The organism is Bradyrhizobium sp. CCBAU 53340, from assembly GCF_015291645.1.
Classification (GTDB): domain Bacteria; phylum Pseudomonadota; class Alphaproteobacteria; order Rhizobiales; family Xanthobacteraceae; genus Bradyrhizobium.
Genome location: NZ_CP030055.1, coordinates 6,659,552 through 6,681,124, shown reverse-complemented (window position 1 = coordinate 6,681,124; position 21,573 = coordinate 6,659,552). Strand labels below are relative to the sequence as shown.

20 protein-coding genes are annotated in these 21,573 nt (G+C 65.2%); 11 read left to right on the top strand and 9 right to left on the bottom strand.

Annotated features, from left to right (window positions below; all coding sequences use genetic code 11):
* The first annotated feature begins 38 nt into the window (after positions 1–38).
* The gene (locus XH89_RS31540) at positions 39–1,418 is read left to right on the top strand and encodes a hypothetical protein (protein WP_194464231.1); all 1,380 of its coding nucleotides are present in this window, start codon (positions 39–41) and stop codon (positions 1,416–1,418) included.
* Between the two features lie 63 nt (positions 1,419–1,481).
* Here the strand turns inward: XH89_RS31540 and XH89_RS31535 are convergent, their stop codons facing one another.
* Positions 1,482–2,051: a flavin reductase family protein gene (locus XH89_RS31535; protein ID WP_194464230.1), complete on the bottom strand. Its 570-nt coding sequence runs from the start codon at positions 2,049–2,051 to the stop codon at positions 1,482–1,484.
* A 57-nt stretch (positions 2,052–2,108) separates the two neighbouring features.
* Positions 2,109–3,206 carry an LLM class flavin-dependent oxidoreductase gene (locus tag XH89_RS31530; protein WP_194464229.1) on the bottom strand — a complete coding sequence of 366 codons (1,098 nt, stop codon included), beginning with the start codon at positions 3,204–3,206 and terminating at the stop codon, positions 2,109–2,111.
* Positions 3,207–3,449: 243 nt separating this feature from the next.
* On the opposite strand from XH89_RS31530, the gene XH89_RS31525 reads away from it, so the two are divergent.
* Positions 3,450–4,364 (top strand): 2-dehydro-3-deoxygalactonokinase, encoded by a 915-nt coding sequence (locus XH89_RS31525; RefSeq protein WP_194464228.1) that lies wholly within the window; start codon positions 3,450–3,452, stop codon positions 4,362–4,364.
* 13 nt (positions 4,365–4,377) lie between these two features.
* Entirely contained in the window at positions 4,378–5,010 is a 633-nt protein-coding gene (locus tag XH89_RS31520; protein WP_194464227.1) for a 2-dehydro-3-deoxy-6-phosphogalactonate aldolase, read from the top strand.
* Between the two features lie 9 nt (positions 5,011–5,019).
* Here the strand turns inward: XH89_RS31520 and XH89_RS31515 are convergent, their stop codons facing one another.
* Both XH89_RS31515 and XH89_RS31510 read right to left on the bottom strand, forming a co-directional pair.
* The gene (locus XH89_RS31515) at positions 5,020–5,385 is read right to left on the bottom strand and encodes a hypothetical protein (RefSeq protein WP_194464226.1); all 366 of its coding nucleotides are present in this window, start codon (positions 5,383–5,385) and stop codon (positions 5,020–5,022) included.
* 79 nt (positions 5,386–5,464) lie between these two features.
* Positions 5,465–6,373, bottom strand: a complete 909-nt coding sequence (locus XH89_RS31510) for a PaaI family thioesterase (protein ID WP_194464225.1) — start codon at positions 6,371–6,373, stop codon at positions 5,465–5,467.
* Between the two features lie 132 nt (positions 6,374–6,505).
* On the opposite strand from XH89_RS31510, the gene XH89_RS31505 reads away from it, so the two are divergent.
* Positions 6,506–6,826, top strand: a complete 321-nt coding sequence (locus XH89_RS31505; protein WP_194464224.1) for a hypothetical protein — start codon at positions 6,506–6,508, stop codon at positions 6,824–6,826.
* Positions 6,827–7,014: 188 nt separating this feature from the next.
* Entirely contained in the window at positions 7,015–8,229 is a 1,215-nt protein-coding gene (locus XH89_RS31500; RefSeq protein ID WP_194464223.1) for an LON peptidase substrate-binding domain-containing protein, read from the top strand.
* 14 nt (positions 8,230–8,243) lie between these two features.
* On the opposite strand, the gene XH89_RS31495 is transcribed toward XH89_RS31500, so the two are convergent.
* Positions 8,244–9,713: an amidase gene (locus tag XH89_RS31495; RefSeq protein WP_194464222.1), complete on the bottom strand. Its 1,470-nt coding sequence runs from the start codon at positions 9,711–9,713 to the stop codon at positions 8,244–8,246.
* Positions 9,714–9,821: 108 nt separating this feature from the next.
* Entirely contained in the window at positions 9,822–10,949 is a 1,128-nt protein-coding gene (locus tag XH89_RS31490) for a ring-opening amidohydrolase (RefSeq protein WP_194464221.1), read from the bottom strand.
* 1,244 nt (positions 10,950–12,193) lie between these two features.
* Between XH89_RS31490 and XH89_RS31485 the strand changes: the two genes are divergently transcribed.
* From XH89_RS31485 to XH89_RS31470, 4 genes are all read left to right on the top strand, one after another.
* Positions 12,194–14,530, top strand: a complete 2,337-nt coding sequence (locus XH89_RS31485) for a Tex family protein (protein WP_194464220.1) — start codon at positions 12,194–12,196, stop codon at positions 14,528–14,530.
* Positions 14,531–14,767: 237 nt separating this feature from the next.
* Positions 14,768–15,262, top strand: coding sequence for a hypothetical protein (locus tag XH89_RS31480; RefSeq protein ID WP_194464219.1), 495 nt, complete (start codon positions 14,768–14,770; stop codon positions 15,260–15,262).
* A gap of 97 nt (positions 15,263–15,359) precedes the next feature.
* Positions 15,360–16,052: a response regulator transcription factor gene (locus XH89_RS31475; protein ID WP_194464218.1), complete on the top strand. Its 693-nt coding sequence runs from the start codon at positions 15,360–15,362 to the stop codon at positions 16,050–16,052.
* A complete protein-coding gene (locus XH89_RS31470) occupies positions 16,039–17,109 on the top strand; it encodes a HAMP domain-containing sensor histidine kinase (protein WP_194464217.1) in 1,071 nt (356 codons plus the stop codon). Before XH89_RS31475 ends, XH89_RS31470 begins: the two co-directional genes overlap by 14 nt.
* Here XH89_RS31470 and XH89_RS31465 read toward each other — a convergent pair.
* Both XH89_RS31465 and XH89_RS31460 read right to left on the bottom strand, forming a co-directional pair.
* Positions 17,104–17,475 (bottom strand): response regulator transcription factor, encoded by a 372-nt coding sequence (locus XH89_RS31465; RefSeq protein ID WP_194464216.1) that lies wholly within the window; start codon positions 17,473–17,475, stop codon positions 17,104–17,106. The genes XH89_RS31470 and XH89_RS31465 overlap by 6 nt on opposite strands.
* Entirely contained in the window at positions 17,472–18,338 is an 867-nt protein-coding gene (locus XH89_RS31460) for a S1C family serine protease (RefSeq protein WP_194464215.1), read from the bottom strand. The genes XH89_RS31465 and XH89_RS31460 overlap by 4 nt, the downstream gene beginning before the upstream one ends.
* Positions 18,339–18,521: 183 nt before the next feature.
* Between XH89_RS31460 and XH89_RS31455 the strand changes: the two genes are divergently transcribed.
* The gene (locus XH89_RS31455) at positions 18,522–19,487 is read left to right on the top strand and encodes a VOC family protein (protein WP_194464214.1); all 966 of its coding nucleotides are present in this window, start codon (positions 18,522–18,524) and stop codon (positions 19,485–19,487) included.
* 23 nt (positions 19,488–19,510) lie between these two features.
* Here the strand turns inward: XH89_RS31455 and XH89_RS31450 are convergent, their stop codons facing one another.
* Entirely contained in the window at positions 19,511–20,263 is a 753-nt protein-coding gene (locus tag XH89_RS31450; RefSeq protein WP_194464213.1) for a transporter, read from the bottom strand.
* Between the two features lie 190 nt (positions 20,264–20,453).
* Between XH89_RS31450 and XH89_RS31445 the strand changes: the two genes are divergently transcribed.
* Positions 20,454–21,335 carry a dihydrodipicolinate synthase family protein gene (locus XH89_RS31445; protein WP_194464212.1) on the top strand — a complete coding sequence of 294 codons (882 nt, stop codon included), beginning with the start codon at positions 20,454–20,456 and terminating at the stop codon, positions 21,333–21,335.
* Positions 21,336–21,573: the final 238 nt, after the last annotated feature.

The following is a 21,573-nucleotide window of genomic DNA, read 5'->3' as shown; positions in this document are numbered from 1 at the left end:
CGCGAATGATTTTCGGACAAAAATATTTGGATGAGCTGATGAGTATTGATCACGCGGCCAGCTGCAATGGCATTTCCACCCTGTTCAATTCCAGACGCGTCAGATCAAGATGCACAAAAGCGGTGATTTTCTCCGGATGTTTGGTCGTCAACCTCATCTCAATGACCGACATGGCGTCCGCTCACGTGAAGTGGTTCGTGCCATGCATCGTGTCCGATGATCCGCTGCCGATTCAGGCGGTATTCACCACCACGTTTTTTCTGTTCTTGGCGCTGTTCCTTGCACTGTTTTATCTCGCCTGTGCGGCAGAGCAGACCACGGTCGGACTCATGCTATCAAGATTTCTGGATCACGTGACCGAGCCTCTGCGCCGTCGCGTCGATGACCTTCTGCGAGGGGCCGCGGCGGTATTCTTCGCTTTGTTGTGGGCTCACGGTGGGCTCATTCTCACCCCGGAACTCGAAGCAAACAGTATCTGGCTCTCGGCCATTCAGTTGCTCATCCCGTTGTTTTTGGCCGCGCGGCCCACACTCCCGGCGGCGGGGGCAGCCATACTGCTGCTCTATGGCTATGGTGCCGCCTGCTATGGTCTGTTTCACATGCTGGACTACCCGGTCTTTCTGGGGCTCGGGGTCTGGTTCGTGCTTTCCGTATCGCGCGATGCCAAACTGCTTGCTTTTCGCTCTGATTTCCTGCGATGGACCGTCGCCCTGTCCCTGTTATGGCCGTCGATGGAGAAATTTGTATACCCGGCCTGGGTCGCTGCGATCGCGGTCGATCATCCAGAGTTGACCTTGGGTTTCGATGTCTCGACCGTCGTTACCGCCGCCGGGATTGTGGAATTCGGCCTGGCTTTCGCGCTGTTCTGGACACCGTTAGTCCGACGTCTCTCCGCGCTTGCCTTGCTGCTGGTGCTTACCGCCGCAACCCTCGATTTTGGCAAGGTGGACGGGATAGGTCATTTGATGATCGTTGCCATACTTTTCGTGGTGCTCGCGGATCGAGAAGATCGCCCCGCCCAGTATCGTCCCGCGCTCGCACCGCTGATTAGCAGCATGGCTTTGCCGGCCACGCTCCTTCTCTACACCGGGGCTCACACGCTCTCTTACGCATCTTTGACCGCCCCGATCGAGCCGCTCGCGGGCGGCGCGGCATTGCTGCTCCTCGTTTTCCTTTGCCTGCGCCGGTTCGCGGGACATTCGGCCGACCCACGCCATAACAGCGAACAGGACCCCGTCCGCCAAGTACCGCTCCGCGCAAGCATGTTGGTGGTCTCACCCGATGCTGCGCCCGAAGTTGCGTTTGGTGGTGTCGCCCTGGCGGCTGTCATGTTGATTGCGTTGGGCCTGCACGGCCACGAGTTGAAAGTTCCGCCCTCGGGCGCAAGCGCAGCACCTCGGCAGCAGCACTCGACATGAGGAACAGTGGCAAGCCTTCGCCTCCCCGCAAGCGGGGAGGGCGCGCACTGCCGATGCCGCTGCTTACGAAAAATCCGTCCAGCTCAAATGCCGGGAGTCGAGGTCGCCGACTGAAACGGTCTCGCGGATTTCCTGCGGCGTGTGGAAGCTGCTGCGCAAGTAAACCAGCGGGGTCGCCGTGGCCGAATGCGTCGCGCCGCGGACCTCGCCGACGAAGATCGAATGCGTCCTGGTCTCGAACTCCTGCGCCAGCACGCAATCGAACGCGGCGACGGCGTCGGTCAGCACCGGCGCGCCGGTGGCGCCGCGCGTCCATTGCCCGAACGCAAACCGATCGTCGCCGTTGACGCCCTTCTGGCCGCTGAAGGTCAGCGCCAGCAGGGCGTGATCCTCCTGCAGGAAATTGATCGCGAACGCGCCTTCCTCGCGAATGCGGGCGTGGGCGCTGGCGTTGCGGTTGACGCAGACGATCAGCGAGGGCGGATTGTCCGACAGCGAGGTCGCCGATGTCACTGTCAGTCCGGTGCGCTTGCCGTGCTCGGCACCAACGGTGACCAGCGCAACCGCGCCGGCGCATTGGCGCATCGCCTGCTTGAAATCCTTTGCGTCGAGAGGCTTGGTATCGACCGTCACGCGGAAATCTCCGAAATCAATGCGGGTGCGACACGTTCGCGCCGCACCCGCAAAGCGTCAAGCTGCCTTCTTCGCGGAGCCGAGATGCTTCAGGCGCGGCATCACCTCGTTCTTCAGCAGCGCGAGCGAGCGGTGCCAGGCTTCCGGCTTGTGCTTGTAGTCGAAGCCGAACACACAGAGCACGCCGAAGCCGCCGACCTCGTCGTAGATCTTTTCGATCTTCTCGGCGACCGTCGACGGCGATCCGACGACCCAGTTCCGCTTGGCGCAATATTCGACGGTGACGTCGCTATCGGGCACCTCGGGTGAGTGCTTCAGATAATCCTTGAAGCCGAAATGGCCGAGCAGCGGCAGGAAGTACTCGCTCATCATCCGGCCCATCATGTCGCCGGTCGAGAGCTTCCACGCCTCCTCGTCGGTGTCGGCCACGAACACCTCGCGCACCAGCCGCCAGTCCTGCCGGTTCGGCTTGCGGCCGGTTTTCGCGGCGCCGATCTCGACCGAGTCCCAATGGCTGGAGACATAGGTCGGGTTGAGGTTGAGGCTCATCGGAATGAAGCCGCGTTCGCCCGCGAGCTTCAACGTGTCCGAGTTCTTCGACAGCCCGGCAACGCCGATCGGCGGATGCGGCGCCTGCAGCGGTTTGATGTGGGGCTTGAGGAAATCGAACATCGTGTCCGGCTTGGTCACCGTCCAGAACTTGCCCTTGTGGGTGAATGGCGCAGGCTCGGTCCAGAGCTTTAAAATGATCTCCAGCGCCTCGCGCGTCATGTCGCGGTTCTGGCCGCTCATCCCGTCGACGTTGAACATCGCCCAGTCGCTTGGAAGCCCCGAGGCCGCCACGCCGAAATTGAGCCGCCCTTCCGAGAGATGGTCCAGCATGGCAACGCGGTTGGCGAGCTCGGCCGGGTGGTGATAGGGCAAGAGGAAGCCGCCCGGCCCGATCCGCAAACGTTTGGTCTGCATCAGGGCCTGCGCGATCAAGAGGTCCGGCGTGGGATTGGGTTCCCAGGGCGCGGTGTGGTGCTCGCCGATCCAGGCCTCCTGATAGCCGAGCTCGTCGAGCCAGCGCAGGACCTGCAGGTCCCAATCATGTCCTTCCTTCAACCCGCACTCCGGCGGATGCGAAGGCATCGTAAAATAGCCGATCTCCATGGGTTTCCTCATCTGGCGTTGACGCGTCTTGCTGCGCGTTCCGGGATTCGAACAGCACAGCTTCAGCAAGCGGTGTGCCAGCGCCGCTTGCCCCGCAGCCTTGCGAGAAAACGCTGGTTTAGGGCCGCAATAGCCGATATCCCGGGGCAGATTTGCGAGGCGTCCGTCTCATTGTCGCGAGACGGCGTCTCGGCCGTGAGACCCAGGGACACGACAAGGGACACGACAGGGATACGATTCGAAATGACCGAACCCGCTTTTGTCGCGGTCGATTGGGGCACCAGCAGTTTCCGCCTGTGGCTGGTCGATCGCACCGGCCGCGTGCTGGCCGAGCGTCGCAGCGACGAGGGCATGCTGGCTGCGGCGAAGGCCGGTTTCGCCGGCGTGCTGCAAGCGCACCTGGCCGCTGTCAGCGCGCCGCATGATCTGCCGGTGCTGGTCTGCGGCATGGCCGGCGCCAAGACCGGCTGGGTCGAGGCCGGCTATGTCGACACGCCGGCGCCGCTTTCGGCGATCCTCAAACAGGCCGCGCGGGTGCCGGGCGAGGCGCGCGACATCCGCATCCTGCCGGGCATCGCGCAACGCGACGTGAAAGTGCCGGACGTGATGCGCGGCGAAGAGACCCAGTTGCTCGGCGCGCTCGGCCTCGAGGCCCCCGGCGAGGCGCTGGTCTGCATGCCCGGCACCCATTCGAAATGGGTGCGCGTGCAGAACGGCACCGTTGCGCATTTCTCGACGTTCATGACCGGCGAGCTTTTCAGCGTCGTCTCGCGCGAGACGATTTTGTCGCTCGCGGTCGCCGGCGCCGATGACGCCGAGGATACCGAAAGCTTCGAGGCGGCCGTGAAAGCCGCATTCGCGGCGCCGGCCTTCGCCGCCAATCTGCTGTTCACCGCACGGTCGCGTCAGCTCTTGTTCGGCAGCACGCCGGCCGCGGCGCGCGAGACCTTGTCGGGCACGTTGATCGGCGCCGAGCTCGCAGCCGGCCTTTCCGGCACGGTGCCAAAAGCCGGCGTCACGCTGATTGCGTCGGGACGGCTGGCGGCTCTGTATCGGCAGGCCTTCGATGCGCTGGCGGTCAGCGTCAACTCGGTCGATGCCGATAAAGCGGTGCGTCGCGGCCTGTCGATGGCGGCTGCGGCGATCTGGACGAAGTGAGAGGATCTTTGAGATGAGCGTTCCCTTTCCGCCGATGAAGCGTCCGCTGGTCGCGATCCTGCGCGGCGTCAAGCCCGACGAGGCCGAGGCCATCGTCAGTGTGTTGATCGAGGCCGGCATGACCGCGATCGAGGTACCCTTGAATTCTCCCGATCCGTTCCGCTCGATCGCGACCGCCGCGAAGCTCGCGCCGGCGCGTGTGCTGATCGGCGCCGGCACGGTGCTGTCAGCGGCGGATGTCGATCGCCTCAACGACGCCGGCGGCAAGCTGATGGTCTCGCCGAATGTCGATACTGACGTGCTGGCGCGCGCGCATCAGCACGGCATGGTGACATTGCCCGGCGTATTCTCGCCGACGGAGGCATTGCTGGCGGCACGTTCCGCCGCATCGGGCCTGAAGTTCTTTCCGGCGAGCGTGCTCGGTGCATCCGGCATCGCCGCGATCCGCGCGGTGCTGCCCGCCGGCGTGATGATTGCCGCCGTCGGCGGCGTGTCCGACCAGAATTTTGCCGAATACATCAAGGGCGGCGTCACCGCCTTCGGCCTCGGCTCCAGCCTTTACAAGCCTGGCATGTCTGCATCGGATGTCGCCGCGCGCGCAAAGGTGACGATCGACGCCTACGATCTCGCCGTTCAGAGCGGCTGAGTTCTTGTGCTAGCCGCGCTTCGCGGACGGCGCGGGCAGTTGCTCATGGCGGCGCTGGAAGCGCTGCCAGTGCAGCACGATGCCGATCAGCGCCGCCGGCACGAAGCCGAGCAGCAGAAGCCAGAGCGGCAGCTCCTTCGGCGAGATGAAGGCGATGGCGATATCGGAGATCAGCCAGAGCGCCGCGAACATCACCGCGAAATCCGTGCGCGGGCAGCGCAGATAATAGAACACGGCGGTGATGACCACGGCCGGCGCGATCGCAATCGCGATCATGACCGCCGTCAGCTCCTTCGGCGTCAGCGCATCGAGCACCATCGAGGCGAGCAGCCAGATGGCGGCAAACATGGCGATGATGTCGATCGGATGCCGCAAGCCAATACCTCTCGCCGGAATGCGCTATGGTGGGACCCAAACCTTCGACGTCAAGCCCGTTCCGTCAAGTAAAATACGCCTATTCCTCGTCGCCTTCGGGCGTCGGCCGCAGCATGAAATGGCCGAAGGCGGAGGCGATCGGCTTGTCCGGATCGTCCTGCCAGGCCCGCGCTTCGAAGGCGACGATACGCCTTCCCTGTTTTACGATCGAGACATTGGCGATCGTGTCCAGCGCCCGACCGGAGCGCAAGTAGTTGATAGTGAGTCCGATTGGCTTCGGTAGCGTCGCGATCCCAAGCTCGCGCCGAACGCCAAGGATCGCCGTGGTCTCGAGAAAGGCGCCGGTCATGCCGCCATGGATCGCTGGCAGGATCGGGTTGCCGATGATCTTCGGCGAGAACGGCATCGTCAGCGTGCTGTCGTCGTTGACGCGAATGCCGAGGGCGCGCGCGAACGGGCTGGTGGCGAACGGGCCGTCCGGATCATCAGGCGCTTCCAGCGTCGGAATGCTGCGCGAATCCATCCGGCGGTCCGCGAGCATGTTGGTGCGGTTGGCGCCGATCATGAAGCAGGCCGTGGCCGTCGCCACCGGATCGTCCTCAGACTCCTGGTACGCGGTGGAGCGCACGAAGGCGATCGAGCGGGTAGTGCGATAGCAGACCGAGTGCGCCTTGATGGCAAGGCCGGGCGTCGCCGGCTTCTGGTAGTCGATGCGCAGATCGAGCGTCGCGATCGCGCTGCTGCCGTCGAGCGCAAGCTGCACCGCCATGCCGCAGCTTTCGTCCAGCATCGCGGTGACGACGCCGCCATGCAGCACGCCGGTCTCGGTGTCGCCGACGAAGACGGGGCGATAGGGCAGGCTGGACCATGCCTCACCAGGCGCGAACCGGTCGAGCTGGAGCCCGCTGATATGGCCGTAATCGGAGCGGCGGCCCTTGATGGCCTCGGCGAGTTCCTCGAACGGAAGCGTGGTCGCTGAAATGGACATGGAGGTGTTCTAAACCAGTGTCGGGCGCCGCGCAAAACCCGCATGCGAAGCTAGCACGGCAGGTTTGGCCTCGACAGGGCCCGCCGAAGCAACGATGGTGGACGTCCGTTCCCTGCCTGCGAGGAGTGCCCCATGGCCGATCCCGAAACGCCTGCCGCCGATCCGGGGCCCGTCACCATTTCCACCTCGAGCTCGGAGCGGGCGCCGATCATCTATTTCGACGGTGCATCCTGCTTCGGCCATCACAACGGCGCGATCCAGATCGAGCTCGCCGCAAATCTCCTGGTGCCGATCGGTGCCGCCGTCAGGGTCGATGTGGTCCAGACCGCGCACTTACGCTGCAGCCCGGCCGCGGCGCTCGCCTTGCGCGAAGCGCTCGACAAGGCGCTGGCGATGCTCAAGCTCGGCCAGCAGCAGCAACCGGCGGAAGAGATTCCGGCGGTGAAGAACTGAGCAAGAACTGAGATTGACAGCCATCCGGCTTTGCGTCACTTTTCGCGCAGGTTGATACGACCTGCCGGTTGCACCCTCCGTGGTACGGTGAATGTATCGAGCCTTGATCGGCCCCCCTTTGCCCGAGCGACCGGGTCAGCAACGCAACCACCTGACACACCTGGATCGCTCATGCAGAGGACGAACCGATGCGCGATTTTCGCGATGCCAAGGCTATGGCGCAGACCCTGCGCGACTCCCTGACCACCAAGGCCGTCACCATCAGTCACAGCGAAAGCCTGGAGCTGGTGTCGAAAATGTTCGGCTTGGCCGACTGGAACACGCTGTCGGCGCTGCTCCACGCCGAGCGCCGTGACCCCATCGTGCCGGCTGCACGGCTCAAGAGGACAACGGCGCTCTATCCGGCCATTCCGTTGCGAGATCTCGTTCCGTTTCCGAACGCAACTTACCCGCTGTTTGTCGGCCGCGAGAGCACCATTCGGGCTCTGAACCAGGCGTTCGAAGGTGGACGGGAGATCGTGATAGCGATCCAGCGCGAGGCAGCCGTCGATGATCCCCGATTGTCCGATGTCTACGAGATCGGCATCCTGTCGCAACTGCTCGAACTTGAACCGCTCCAGGATGGCACGTTCAAGGTGCTGACGCGCGGGCTTCGGCGCGTCGCGCTCCGCAGCTTTGCGACTGAGGCGGTCGCCTATCAGGCTGAGGTCGTTGACGTCAGCGAGGGCGCGGTCCGCGATGCCAGGGATCTGATCCGAAGGATCTATCAACGCTTCCAGGACTACACGGCGGCTCACGGAATTCTGCTGCCGGACCTTTGGCTGTTCTTCGATTCAACCCGTGATCCCGGGCAGATCGCCGATACCGTCGCGACGCGGATGAAGCTGCCCGTTTGTGACAAGTACGAGTTGTTGGCGACGCTCGATCCCATGAAACGGCTCGAGCGGATCGACGCGCTGCTCGACCTGTCGCAACGGCCGGTCTCGGCAGGCTATGTGGCCACGAAACGGCGGGCGCTTGATGAGGCTGACCGGCGCCGCCATCAATACGCGACGCTGGAGCATTTGCTGTTGGCCCTGACCGATGATGCGGACGCCTCCGCCGTGATGCGCGCCTGCGACGCCGGTCTCGACAAGCTGAGACAAGGCCTCGTGCAGTATCTCGACAATGAACTCAAGCACACCGTGATCGAGGCTGGACATGCCGAGCCCACGGCGGCATTCAAGCGCGTCGATCAGCGCGCCCCGTTCCTGGCCCAGGAGGTCGGATATCCGGAGGTGACCGGCGTCAATGCGCTGGTCGCTCTGTTTGCCGAAACGCGAAGCCCGGCGGCACGCCTGCTCGCCGAGCATGGTGTGTCGCGCGGGCGTGTCGACAAGGCGATTGCACGAGGCGTTGGCTAGAGCGTGCGATCGCCTCAGCCGACATGCACCGTCGGCTTCTTCCCGCCGTTCCACTTGCCGTCGAGCGCGCGCTCGATCTGGGCGGCGAGTTGCAGCAAGAGGCCGTCATTGGCCTGCTTGGCGATGGCCTGGATGCCGAGCGGCAGGCCGTGATCTTGGGCACCCATCGGCAGCGAGATCGCCGGCATGCCGCAGAGATTGCCGAGCGGCGTGAAGGCGAAGAAGCGCCAGAGATTGTCGAACCAGTCGAGCACATCGGGATTGTCGGAGAGGGTGAGATATTGCCTGGTGCCGACCTTCGGCGTCGGCAGCGCGGTGATCGGCGTCAGGATCACGTCCCACTGCTCGAAGAAGCTGCCGAAGCCGCGCGAGGTCGTGTTGAACACGGCCTGCATCTTTGCGCGGTCGGCAAAGCTGGTGTGAAGGCCGGCTTCCCAGATCCGGATGTTCATTGGCTCGATCAGATCTTCCGGCGGTCGCTCCAGCCCGCGCGCCGCGAGCATGTTGGAGATCACCACCGAGAAGTTCGAGATGTAGCAGGTGGTCTGCGCCGCGAAGGCAGCGCGGAAATCGAGCTCGGGCAGCGCATAGTCGACGTGATGGCCGAGGCCTTCGAGGAACTTGCCGGTCTTCTCCAGCTCGGCGGCGATCTCCGGCGTTGCGGTGTAGTCGCCCCAGGTGTGTGAGAGTGCGATGCGCAGCTTCGACGGATCGCGCTTGATCATCTCGCCGTAAGGCTGCGCCGTGGTCCAGAACGGCATGAACTCGCCCGGCGCTGGCCCGCGGGCATGATCGACGAAGGCCGCAGTGTCGCGCACCGTGCGCGACTGGCAGCCCTGGATCGAGACGAGACCTGTGAGATCGGACATGTGCGGTGCCAGCGAGAACACGCCGCGCGACACTTTCAATCCGATATTGCCGTTGACTCCGGCGGGAATGCGGATCGAGCCGCCGCCGTCGGTCGCATGTGCAATCGGCACCACGCCGGCCGCGACCATCGCGGCGCTCCCCGCGGAGGAGCCGCAGGTGGTGTAGTCGGTATTCCAGGGATTGCGCGTGACATAGACGGCGGGATTGTCGGCCGACGAGCACACGCCGAATTCCGGCGTCGTGGTGCGCCCGATCAGATTGAGGCCTGCCTGGCGGAATTTGCCAGTGAGGAACGTGTCGGCCGCGGCGCGATTGCCGCGCATCAGCAGCGAGCCCATTTCCTGCAGTCGCCCCTTCATGGTCGGACCCAGATCCTTCATCAGGAAAGGCAGGCCGGCGAAGGGCCCGGCGAGATTGGCGCCGTCCTTGGCCGGATCGGCGATCACGTCATCGAACAGCTCGACCACGCCCGACAGCGTCGGATTGACCTTGGCCACGGCGGCCGCAGCCTGTCGGGCCAATTCCTTTGCCGTCAGCTCGCCCTTGCGGACGCGTGCCGCAAGGCCGACGCCATCGTGCTGCGCCCATTCGTTCCAGCTCATCGGCAAAGTCATGAAGTCAAAATCCCCGTGGATGGCGGCGCCACCTTTTTCGCAAGGGCCGGCCTGAATCAACTGAGCCGGCGCGAAGGGCAGGGTTGCGCCGGGCGGAGGGGTGGCCGCTCAATCGGAGAGCCGCGCGATCACCGCAACCGGCCCGCCGCCGGCCGGCCCCTGGTGCTCGGCGCCGCCGGAGACGTAAACCGCGCCGGTGCCGGCAAGGCCGGCGATCAGGCCGCCGACGGCCGCGCGGGCGTGGCGTGTCGAGCTGATGTCGGTGTCTTCGAGCATGGTGTGGCGGAGGCCGCGCACGGTGCCGTCAGGCGAAGCCTCGGCCTTGGCGAAGACGTTGACGAGCACGTGGCCGGCTTTTGCCTGCGCGCCAAATCCGACGCCAAATCCGACGCCAAGTCCGACGCTGGCCAGCGCCTCGGTCACGGCGGAAGCGTCAATCGCGTCGCTCATCACGGCGTGCCCGATCTCGAATTCGCTCGCCGAGCCTTCCGAATTTCCGAGCACGATGACGACGTTGTGCATCAGCTCGATTCCGGACGAGGTCGAAGCGACCTTGGAGAACAGATCGTAGCGCCGCAGCACGTCCTCATCGCAGATTTCAGGCGCGACCTCGCCCAGCGCCACGGCAACGCCGAGCGCGGAAGCGCCGCGCGAATAGGCCATCGAGCCGTAGGCGCTGATCGTTGCCGTCTTGTGGCCACGTGCGGCGGCCGCCTCGACACGCTCGCTGGTGAGCAGCGGGCATTTGATCTGGACGAAATGAACGTCGGCAGGATTGGCGATGCCAGCATCGTCCATCGCGGCCTTCACCGCTTTGGCCGTCTCGGTGATCTGCGCCGAGCGGCCGAGCTCTTCGGGCAGGAAATCGCGCGTCTGCGCCATGCCGATGCTCAGGCGCTTGCCTGACATGTTTGCCGGGCGCTCGGCCTCGCGGCGCGTGAACACCGTGAGGTGCGGGCTGAGCACGCCCTCGGTCCCGCCCGACATCACGAAGGCGATGCGCTGCTCGACTTCTTCAGGCGCCAGGCCGAGCTTCGGCGCCAGCGCCGCGCACAGCGCCGCGACGGCATATTCCCGCGTGAAATCGTTGACGCCGCCATTGCCCTCGGTCTTGCCGAGGATGGCCAGAATGGAGTCGGGATCGATCGCGCCTGTGTCGATCAGGCTCATCAGGCCAGAGACGTCGCCGGGGCCCTTGGTGGCGATCTTGAAAACGCCGACCGATGTGGTGCGCATGGGTGGTCCTCGTCGTTCGATAGCCGGCGCGCCAACCAGCCGCAGAACCGAGGTGGATGTCAATCCCTCGATGTCGTCCTGGCTTTCGCCAGGACGACACTGAATTTGTGGCACGACCACGCCCCTGTTTCGCCGGCCTGTCAATCCCGCCCACCAAAAATATTCCACTTTACCGAAATTCGGATTTGTCGTATGTTTCGCTCATCCTGATCCGGCGAAAAGGGGCGGTCGTACGTCGTCACGAGCCGCGGATCGGGCTGCGGTGGACGCGGGCAGCGCCGTCGCGGATGCGGGTCGCAGGGCGGGGCAGTGGATTGAGCCGAGCCCCGTGAGCGTCTCGCAAGCCGCGTTGTACGAACGGCGCTTGATGTCCTGCGAAGCCTTATGGCTGAGCGGGAAAGTCTGCGTACGGCAAAACCGTGTGGTCCCGACCGTCGTCGCTACGGCCAAGTCTTGCGGATGCGGCATGGCGCCAACCGGCGCTGTGCCGGTGAATTTCGCAAGGCGAGGGAGGCCAGAAGGAATTCGGCTCCCGGGAGAGCACGGCATAAGCCGTCCGACCATCGCGCAGGGAAGGCCGTGTGTTCGGCACCACCTGTATGCTGCTGTGCGGTCTCTTTGCGCTACATCTTCGCGCAGCAGACCGCGGGTGCCTGCCGGCACCCGGCCTTCCCTGCGCCCTTTGTTTGAAGGGGCGTGAAGCGGACAAGCAAAACTCGGGCGAAACACGCCGCGAGGATGCGAGGGTGTGTCTGCAAGCTGTAATACCCATTGGAGAATGCCGACGCCGCCCCTTGTTCCGTCATTGCGAGCGTAGCGAAGCAATCCAGAGCCCTTCCGCGGAGCGATTCTGGATTGCTTCGCTGCACTCGCAATGACGATCTGGAGGCAGCGGTGCGTCACACTGCACTCTCGTGCCCCGGACGCAGCGCAACGCCCCCGGCGATGCGAAGCATCGTCCGGTGCGGTGCGCTGCAGAGCCGGGGCCCATCTCTCCACACCGCCAGTGTCGCCTCCTGGGTCCCGGCTCTGCGCAGCAACGCAACAGCGTTGCAGCGCGTCCGGGACACGAAGCGGCGCCGTCCCCATGATTGTGGCGAGATCGCATCAAGGCAAGAAAAAAATCCTCTGTCGACGGTTGCGCACCGCACCTTGATGAATCAACCTTGGTTGGTCCATAAGCGGCGTCCCGCGGCCGGATTTCGGTCTGCGTCGCGTGCTTGGGAATATAGAGGAAATCTCGCGTGGCAAATATCAACCAGAAAATTGCGCAGGAGCTTGGGGTTCGGGCGGAGCAGGTCGAGGCGGCGGTGGCGCTGCTCGACGGCGGCGCCACGGTTCCCTTCATCGCCCGCTACCGCAAGGAAGCGACCGGTGCGCTCGACGACGCGCAATTGCGCACCCTGGAGGAGCGCCTGGTCTACCTGCGCGAGCTCGAAGACCGCCGCAAGGCCATCCTCGAATCAGTCCGCGAGCAGGGCAAGCTCGATGCCGCGCTCGAAGCTTCCATCTTGGCAGCCGACAGCAAGGCCCGCCTCGAAGACATCTATCTGCCGTTCAAGCCGAAGCGCCGCACCAAGGCGGAGATTGCCAAGGAGGCCGGCCTCGAGCCGCTCGCCAATCAGCTGATGGCCGAACCCGGCAACGATCCCAAGGTCGTCGCCGAAGGCTTCATCAACGCCGAGAAGGGCGTCGCCGATGCGGCCGCCGCGCTCGACGGCGCCCGCGCCATCCTGGTCGAGCGCTTCGACGAAGACGCCGACCTGATCGGCGCCTTGCGCGAGGACATGTGGACCAATGCGCGCATGGCCTCCAAGGTGCGTGACGGCAAGAAGACCGAGGGCGAAAAATTCGCCGACTATTTCGACTTCTCCGAGCCGCTGACCAAACTCCCCTCGCACCGCATCCTCGCGATGTTCCGCGGCGAGAAGGAAGAGATCCTCGATCTCCAGATCCAGGCCGAGGATGCGCCGCCCGCCGGAGTTCCGGGCGCCTATGAACTGAAGATCATGAAGCGGTTCGGCATCGCCGACCTCAAGCGCGCCGGCGACCGCTGGCTGATCGACACCGTGCGCTGGGCCTGGCGCACCAAGATCCAGGTGCATCTCAACATCGATTTGCGCATGCGGCTGTGGAATGCGGCCGAGACCGAGGCGGTGCGCGTGTTCGCCTCCAACCTGCGCGACCTCTTGCTGGCCGCGCCGGCCGGCACCCGCGTCACCATGGGTCTCGATCCCGGCTACCGCACCGGCGTCAAGGTCGCGGTGATCGATGCAACCGGCAAGGTGGTCGACACCACGGCGATCTATCCGCACGAGCCGCAGCGGCAGTGGAACGAGTCGCTCGCAACGCTCGGCCGGCTCGCGATCAAGCATCGCGTCGAGCTGATCGCGATCGGCAACGGCACCGCCTCGCGCGAGACCGACAAGCTCGCGACCGAGCTGGTCAAGGGCCTCGCAGAGCTCAAGATGTCCAAGATCGTGGTATCGGAAGCCGGCGCGTCGGTCTACTCGGCCTCGGCCTTCGCCTCGGAGGAACTGCCGGGCCTCGACGTCACCCTGCGCGGCGCGGTCTCGATCGCCCGCCGGCTGCAGGATCCGCTTGCCGAGCTCGTCAAGATCGAGCCCAAGGCGATCGGCGTCGGCCAGTATCAGCACGATCTCGGCCAGGCCAAGCTCGCCAAATCGCTCGATGCCGTGGTCGAAGACTGCGTGAACGCCGTCGGCGTCGACGTCAATACGGCCTCGGCGCCGTTGCTCGCCCGCGTGTCGGGTGTCGGTTCGGGTCTCGCGCAGAGCATCGTGGCGCATCGTGACGCCAACGGGCCGTTCAAGTCGCGCAAGGCACTCAAGGAAGTGCCGCGCCTGGGGCCGAAGGCGTTCGAGCAGTGCGCCGGCTTCCTGCGCATCCTCGGCGGCGAGGATCCGCTCGATGCCTCCGGCGTGCATCCGGAAGCCTATCCGGTGGTGCGCCGAATTCTCGCGGCGACCAAGAGCGACATCAAGGCACTGATCGGCTCGAGCGAGATCGTGCGCACCTTGAAGCCGAAGGATTTCGTCGACGAGACCTTCGGTCTGCCGACCGTCACCGACATCTTGAAGGAATTGGAAAAGCCCGGCCGCGACCCGCGTCCGGCCTTCAAGGCCGCGGTGTTCAAGGAGGGTGTCGAGGAGATCAAGCATCTCCAGAAGGGCATGATCCTCGAGGGCACCGTGACCAACGTCGCGGCCTTCGGCGCCTTCGTCGACATCGGCGTGCACCAGGACGGCCTCGTGCACATCTCGGCGATGTCGAAGAACTTCATCAAGGATCCGCGCGAGGTGGTGAAGCCCGGCGACATCGTCAAGGTGAAGGTGCTGGACTTCGAGGTCGCCCGCAAGCGCATCTCGCTGACGCTTCGCCTCGACGACGAGGTGGGCGCCAAGAAGGACGCCCCCGGCATGCAGCGCGACAACGGCGCGCGCAATCCAGCCCGCATGACGTCGTCGGCCCCCCGCAAGCAGGAATCCTCCGGCAGCGGCGGCGCGCTCGCCGAGGCGATGCGCAGGGCCGCGGAGAAGAACAACGGCAAGCGGGCGTGAGATATAGGGCGAGTTCTCCCCGCGTCGTCCGAGCGTAGCGAAGCAATCCAGAGTCCCTCTGCGCAAACGGTCTGGATTGCTTCGTCGCAAGAGCTCCTCGCAATGACAGGGAGAGAGCCTGCATCCTAACTTCCGCGTCAGAATCTGGCGCGCTTGTAAGTTGAAGCGGCCTGTCCCTTCCTCTCTGATCCCTCCGGTGCGGCAACGATATCGCCGCGCAGCACGGAGGATGCTTCGATGGACAACAGGCTTCTCAAAGGCCTCACTGCGGTGGCGATCGCCGCAGCGATGGCGCTGGCTTCACCAGTGCTCGCCCGCGGCGGTGGCGGAGGCGGCGGTCACGGTGGTGGTATGGGCGGCGGCCATTTGGGCGGCGGCATGGGCGGCATGCACGCCGCCGGCTTCAGTGGTAGCATGGGCGGTGCGCATTTCAGTGGCGCGCACTTTGTCGGCTCGCCGATGGCTGCCCACGCAGCCATCGGGCCGCGCTTTGCCGGCGCACCGCTCGCAACCCGCGCGGCCTTCGGCCCGCGGTTTGCCGGCACCGCCTGGCACGGCAGGCCCTTCATCGGCCGTCATGCCTTCTTCTTCCACCATCACCGCTTCCACCGGTTCGCCTTCTTTGGCGCGCCCTTCTACTACGCCAACTACTATGACGACGGCTGTTGGCGCAGGAGCTGGACGCCCGATGGGTGGCAATGGGTCAATGTGTGCGGGGATAATTGGTACTAGCACCGCCGGACCGCACCATTGTCGCGATCGTCACCGGGTGGTTCCGCTCAGCCCCGGAACGGGATAATCTGGTGGCGATCGTCGCGCGGAGTTCGTCATGACCGGAGGCCATCGCCGCATCCTCGTCGTCGAGGACGATGCGGAGACCGCAGGCCAGCTCGCCGAGGAGCTGACGACGTCAGGCTATGAGGTCGATCTCGCAGCCAACGGCCGTGAAGCCCTCAGCCAAGGTGTTGCGCGCGACTATGCCGTGATCACCATCGACCGCATGCTGCCCGACATCGACGGCATCACCGTGATGCGGCAATTGCGCGACGACGGCATTGCCGCGCCGTTCCTGATCATCTCCGCGCTCGGCGAGGTCGACGACCGCGTGCGGGGCTTGCGCGCCGGCGGCGACGACTACCTCGTCAAGCCGTTTTCCTTCGTCGAGCTGCTCGCCCGCCTCGAGGCGCTCGGGCGGCGCAGCGAGACCATCGCCAAGGAAACCATCCTGCGCGTCGGCGATCTCGCCATCGATCTGATTGCGCGCAACGCCAGCCGCCGCGGTCGCAAGATTCCGCTGCTGCCGCGCGAATTCCAGCTGCTCGAATATCTCGTGCGCAATGAGGGCCGCGTCGTGTCCCGTGCGATGCTGCTGCAGCACGTGTGGGACCTGCATTTCGATCCCTCGACCAACATCATCGACGTCTATGTCGGACGCGTCCGCCGCAAGGTCGACGATGCCCAGGCCTATCCATTGATCCACACCATCCGCGGCATCGGATATTGCCTCCGTGCTCCTGGCTAACACGCTTCGGTCCTCGACCTTCCGCCTGGCGCTGATCGCGATCGCGGTCTTCGGCCTGATCGTCGCGGCGATCCTGGCCTACGTCTATTTCGGCACGCTAGCTTATGTGCGGAGCCGGGTCGGCGATGTCGGCGACCAGAGCGGCTTTACGGCGATGCTCGAGCTGGCGATGATCACAGTCGCCGTGCTGCTGGTCGTATTGTCGGCCGTCGCCGCCGTGCTGGTGACGCGGCGCACGGTCGGGCGCATCGAGGAGATCAACGCCACCAGCCGCGCCATCATGCTGTCCGGCCTCGACCGGCGCATTCCGCTGCGCGGCAGCCACGACGAATGGGACCGCGTCGCCGAGAACCTCAACCAGATGCTCGACCGCATCGAGACGCTGATGGGCGAGGTCAAGCAGGTCAGCGACAACGTCGCTCATGATCTGCGCACGCCGCTGACGCGGATGCGGGGCCGGCTGGAAAAGGCCTATCATGCTCCGCGCGATGACAAGGCCGATGCCGCGCTGATCGGCGATACCATCGCAGATCTCGATTCGGTGCTCGGCATGTTCGCCTCGATCACGCGAATCTCGGAGATCGAGACCCGCGCTCGTCGCAGCGCATTCCGCGCGCTCAATCTGGCGGAGATCGCCGGCGAGGTCGTCGAACTCTACGATGCCGCCGCCGAGCAGGTCGCAACGCGCCTCAGTCTTGGCGGTGATCGTGAGGTCGCGGTGACAGGCGACCGCGACCTGCTGTTCGATGCCATCGCCAATCTCGTCGACAACGCGATCAAGCATGGCCGGCCGGGCGGAAAAGTCACCGTGACCTGCCGCAGCACCGGCAACGGCGCAACGATCGCCATCGCCGATGACGGTCCGGGCATTGCCGTCGATCAGCACGATCACGTGTTCAAGCGCTTCTATCGGCTCGAACAGAGCCGCTATACGCCCGGCAACGGGCTGGGCTTGAGCCTGGTCGCCGCAGTGTCGCGTCTCCACGGCGCCGAGATCGCGCTGCACGACAATGCGCCGGGCCTCACGGTCCAGCTCAAGTTTCCGTCCGCGCTATAGCTCGATCACGCCGCGGCGCGCCGCGTGGGCCACCGCGTCGGTGCGGCCGGTCGCATCCAGCTTGTCGAGCAGGGAGCCAACGTGGAATTTCACGGTATGCACGGAGATGTTGAGCCGGCGTGCGATCATCTTGTTGGAGGCGCCTTCCGCCATCAGCGCCAGCACGTCGAGCTCGCGCTGCGTCAGCGCGATATCCTCGGGCATGACGTGCGGATTGCGCGCGACGACAGTCGCATTGGCGGTCTCGCCGGGGACGGCAAGGCGGATCCCCGCGACGCTGCCGAGCAGCGTCGCGAGGCGGTCGGAGAGGGCGGGATCGTCGATCTCGAGCGACAGCACGATCTCCGGCGTGGTGTCCTCGCTCACGCCTCGGGCCTCTCGCCGACAGTGACCCTGAAGCTTGCCGGCTCACCGCCACGGCGGACCGCGACATCGATCACCCGGCCGACGCTGGCCGGTCCCAGCGTCCGGGACAGCGCGCGCACGCCGGAGAGCTTCTGGTCGTTGACCGCCACGATCACATCGCCCTGGCGGATCCCGGCGATGGCTGCCGGACCTGCCTTATCGACATTCATCACCATCGCGCCGATACCGTCGTCGAGCCGCAGCGGCTGGAGGCCGAGCCCGAGATAGCCACGCGCGATGCGGCCGCGCGTCTCGAGCTGGGCTGCGACGCGCTCGATCGTCGCTGTGGGGATCACCAGCACGCGCCGCGGTCCGAGCACGGCCATGCCGAAGGCCTCGCCCGAGGCATCGAGAGCAAGGCCCCCCTCCTGGTTCGGACGCAGGCGCACATCGAGCTCGATCCGCGCGTCGATCTCGCCGCCGCGCAGGGAACGCCAGCCCTGGCCTGAGACGGACACCATCCCCAGCGCCGCACTCGGCGCATCGCGATTGGTCGCGACTACGACCGACAGGGTGCCGAGGGCAGGGACCGTCGTGGCCAGCTTGACCGGGGTGATATTGGCCTCAGTACGCAGCAGGGCGATGTCGGTGGTGTGGTCGCGGCCGACGATCGTGGCGACAGCCGTACTGCCGTCGGCGAGGGCGATCTGGACATCGCCCTCGTCGGCCAGCGCCTCGTCGGCGGTCACGACCAGGCCCAGCTTCCAGACGAAGCCAGTTGCGCGCGAGCGATGCGAATGCACGGAAACGACTGAGGGCGCGACGCCGGCGACTACGTCCGCAAGCGCTGACGACAGCGAGGTCAGAGGAGTGAGGTCAGTCATGGAAGGCTCCTGTAAGTTGCCTCCAATCTGGGATGTCGCGGTGAGTTGCGAAACTGGCCGGGTGGCCAGTCCTCCGCAGGATCCCGGCCGACGAACATGTGATTGGGAGCCGCTCACGGGAACGTGTAGCAATCTCCCAATTGCGCCTGACGGCCGCCAGCCATTTTCAGCGAGCTCTGACCGATGACCATCGACCTCACCCGCCGCACTTTGCTCCAACTCGCTGGCGCCAGCTCGCTCGCGATGGCTGCAGCCGCGGCAGCGCGCGCCGAGGGCACTCCGCAAGGTGGCGGGCCGACCTATGCCAGCCGCACGCCCATGAGGGTCGGCATGGTGACGCTGCGGGTCAAGAACCTCGACAAGGTGGCCGATTACTACCGCGACGTGATCGGGCTTACCGTGATGGAGCGTTCGGCCACAACCGCGAAGCTCGGCACGGCCGGTATCACGCTGCTGGTGCTGGAAGCCCGTCCCGACGCTGCGATCGAGCCGCGCAACGCCGCCGGCCTCTACCACACCGCTTTCCTGATGCCGTCGCGAAAAGACCTCGCGCGCTGGCTGGTCCACGCCGCTTCGCACCGCGTGCCGCTGTCGGGCTTTGCCGATCACCTCGTCAGCGAATCCGTCTATCTCGATGATCCCGAAGGCAACGGCATCGAGGTCTATGCCGACCGTGATCCCTCGCAATGGCAATGGAGCGAGGGCAGCGTGAAGATGGCGACCGACGAGCTCAACATTCCCGACCTGCTGTCGCTGACGAATCCGCGCGTTCCCGACTATGCCAAGGCGCCGGACGGGATGCGCGTCGGCCACATGCATTTGCGTGTCGGCGATCTCGCGCAGGCCCAGAATTTTTACCATGGCGCTGTCGGCCTCGACCCGACCCGCAGCCGTAACGGCGCGGCGTTCCTGTCGTCGGGGCGCTATCACCACCATCTCGGCATGAACGTCTGGCAGAGCCAGGGCGCCGGCCAGCGCGATGATTCCACGACGGGGCTCGCCTGGTTCTCGCTGGTGACGGAAAAGCAGGACATCCTCGCCGCGCAGGAAGAGCGCCTGCGAAAGGGCGGCACGACAGTCACGCCGCTTGCTGACGGAGTCGAAGCGGTCGACCCCTGGGGCACGCGGGTGCGACTGCTCAAGGTGTAAGCCGGCCGCGCTGACCAGTTTGGTCATTGCCAAAGCCGTGGCCGCGCCGCCGTGCCAATGACGTTGTCCCAGCGGTAGGAATAGCCGACGCCGATGATGTAGTCCGGCGAGTTCCGGTTGAGGCCGAAAGCCAGATGGAAGTCCACTTGCTCGGTCCGGCTCAAGAGGTAGCCGCCGCCGACATTGAGCAGCGCCGTGCTCGCGCCGCGCGTCGGAGTGTCGCCGACATATTCGGCAAACAGCGCCAGCTGCTCGCTGACCTTCCGCTCGATCACGAAGGTCGCCTCGCTGGTCTGGAGATTGGCGAGATCCGATGGCCGGAAGAAGCTCGTGAACATCCCGCTAATGCCCCAGCCGCTGCCGAGCTCGTAGGACCAAGGCACTTGCAGATAGGGCTGAGGGCCCGCGCCGGTGATTGCGGGCGTGCCGGTCGGCAGGCCGACGCCTACCACCACCGAGAGGTTGGCGGGTTCAGGCAGGCCGCTGACCTGCCACTTCACGCCGGGGGTGGCGTTGGTGAATCCGGTATCGACCGTGCCGGTTAGCCGCCCGACATAGCTCGGCACGTCCACCAGCACCTCGAAACAGGGCGCAACGCCGAAGCGCAGCCGGCTGTTGCTGCCGTCGAAGCCCTTGGCCCCGCCCTGACCTGACGTGTTGAGGCCATTCTCGATCTGGATGCTGCCCGTGGGCACGACCAGGCTGGAATTGGTCACGTCGGGACGGTCGGTCGCGATCTCCGATTGCGGCGATGGGCATTCACCGGCCTGAGCCATGCCGGGACACAGTGCGGCGGCCAGAAGGCCGACGCAACGCCACGAGACCCGCCAACGCTGCAGGACAACTCCCAAAACCACAAATGCGCTCGGAGGCCGGTCGCTTGCTGGCAATAAAACCCCATGGTAGCACGCGATGGATCGCGCACCTGTCAGACAAGACTCGAGCCCTCCGGATTTTATTCCCGACATGACCGATTTTCGCGGCGTCTTTCCCTATCTCGTCTCGCCCGTCGGTGCTGACGGCGCGGTACGGACCGAGGTCCTCGCAAAGCTTTGCGACGATCTGATCGGTGCCGGTGTGCATGGGCTGACACCGCTCGGATCGACCGGCGAGTTCGCCTATCTCAATGCTGCGCAGCGCATGGCGGTCGTGCAGACCACGATCGAGGCTGCGAAGGGCCGTGTGCCCGTGGTGGCGGGCGTCGCCTCGACCTCGACCTCGACCGCGGACGCGGTGGCGCAGGCGAAGGCCTACGAGAAGCTTGGCGCCGACGGCATTCTGGCGATCCTCGAGGCCTACTTCCCGCTTGCGGACGCGCAGGTCGAATCCTATTTCCGCAGCATCGCTGACGCCGTGGACATTCCGGTCGTCATCTACACCAATCCGCAATTCCAGCGTTCCGATCTCACGCTCGACGTCATCGCGCGTCTCGCCGCGCATCCGCGCATCGGCTACATCAAGGATGCCTCGACCAACACGGGGCGGCTGCTCTCGATCATGAATCGCTGCGGCGATTCCTTGCGCGTGTTCTCGGCCTCCGCTCACATCCCGGCCGCGGTGATGTTGATCGGCGGCCTCGGCTGGATGGCGGGACCGGCCTGCATCATCCCGCGCCAGAGCGTTCAGCTCTACGATCTCTGCCAGGCCGGTCGCTGGGACGAGGCCATGGCACTCCAGCGCAGGCTGTGGCGCATCAACGAGGCCTTCGCCCGCTTCAATCTCGCCGCCTGTATCAAGGCAGGCCTCGCGATCCAGGGCTACGACGTCGGCGATCCCATCCCGCCGCAGGCCGCGCTCACGGCCGATGCGCGCAAGGTGGTGGAAGCGGCGCTGCGAGAGCTAGATTAGCGAGCAATCATCCCGCACGAACAGTGCCGTAGGGTGGGCAAGCGAAGCGTGCCCACGACTTTTGTCGTTGTCCAAAAAGATCGTTGGCACGGTGCAAGCGCGCCTTTGCCCACCCTACGGAATCACAGCTCGAAGGGACGGCATGCCGAAATCGTAGATATCCCGCCCAAAACCGCGGCTGGTACGCATCCGACCGATCCGCTAAAAGGCAGCCCGCATTTCAAGAGACCCTGAGGAT

Bases quoted from the DNA above. Each gene is read 5' to 3' on its own strand.
- XH89_RS31540 (WP_194464231.1), top strand. From the start codon at position 39: ATGAGTATTGATCACGCGGCCAGCTGCAATGGCATTTCCACCCTGTTC.
- XH89_RS31530 (WP_194464229.1), bottom strand. From the start codon at position 3,206: ATGGAGATCGGCTATTTTACGATGCCTTCGCATCCGCCGGAGTGCGGG.
- XH89_RS31525 (WP_194464228.1), top strand. From the start codon at position 3,450: ATGACCGAACCCGCTTTTGTCGCGGTCGATTGGGGCACCAGCAGTTTC.
- XH89_RS31520 (WP_194464227.1), top strand. From the start codon at position 4,378: ATGAGCGTTCCCTTTCCGCCGATGAAGCGTCCGCTGGTCGCGATCCTG.
- XH89_RS31510 (WP_194464225.1), bottom strand. From the start codon at position 6,373: ATGTCCATTTCAGCGACCACGCTTCCGTTCGAGGAACTCGCCGAGGCC.
- XH89_RS31505 (WP_194464224.1), top strand. From the start codon at position 6,506: ATGGCCGATCCCGAAACGCCTGCCGCCGATCCGGGGCCCGTCACCATT.
- XH89_RS31500 (WP_194464223.1), top strand. From the start codon at position 7,015: ATGCGCGATTTTCGCGATGCCAAGGCTATGGCGCAGACCCTGCGCGAC.
- XH89_RS31495 (WP_194464222.1), bottom strand. From the start codon at position 9,713: ATGACTTTGCCGATGAGCTGGAACGAATGGGCGCAGCACGATGGCGTC.
- XH89_RS31490 (WP_194464221.1), bottom strand. From the start codon at position 10,949: ATGCGCACCACATCGGTCGGCGTTTTCAAGATCGCCACCAAGGGCCCC.
- XH89_RS31480 (WP_194464219.1), top strand. From the start codon at position 14,768: ATGGACAACAGGCTTCTCAAAGGCCTCACTGCGGTGGCGATCGCCGCA.
- XH89_RS31475 (WP_194464218.1), top strand. From the start codon at position 15,360: ATGACCGGAGGCCATCGCCGCATCCTCGTCGTCGAGGACGATGCGGAG.
- XH89_RS31460 (WP_194464215.1), bottom strand. From the start codon at position 18,338: ATGACTGACCTCACTCCTCTGACCTCGCTGTCGTCAGCGCTTGCGGAC.
- XH89_RS31455 (WP_194464214.1), top strand. From the start codon at position 18,522: ATGACCATCGACCTCACCCGCCGCACTTTGCTCCAACTCGCTGGCGCC.
- XH89_RS31450 (WP_194464213.1), bottom strand. From the start codon at position 20,263: ATGGCTCAGGCCGGTGAATGCCCATCGCCGCAATCGGAGATCGCGACC.
- XH89_RS31445 (WP_194464212.1), top strand. From the start codon at position 20,454: ATGACCGATTTTCGCGGCGTCTTTCCCTATCTCGTCTCGCCCGTCGGT.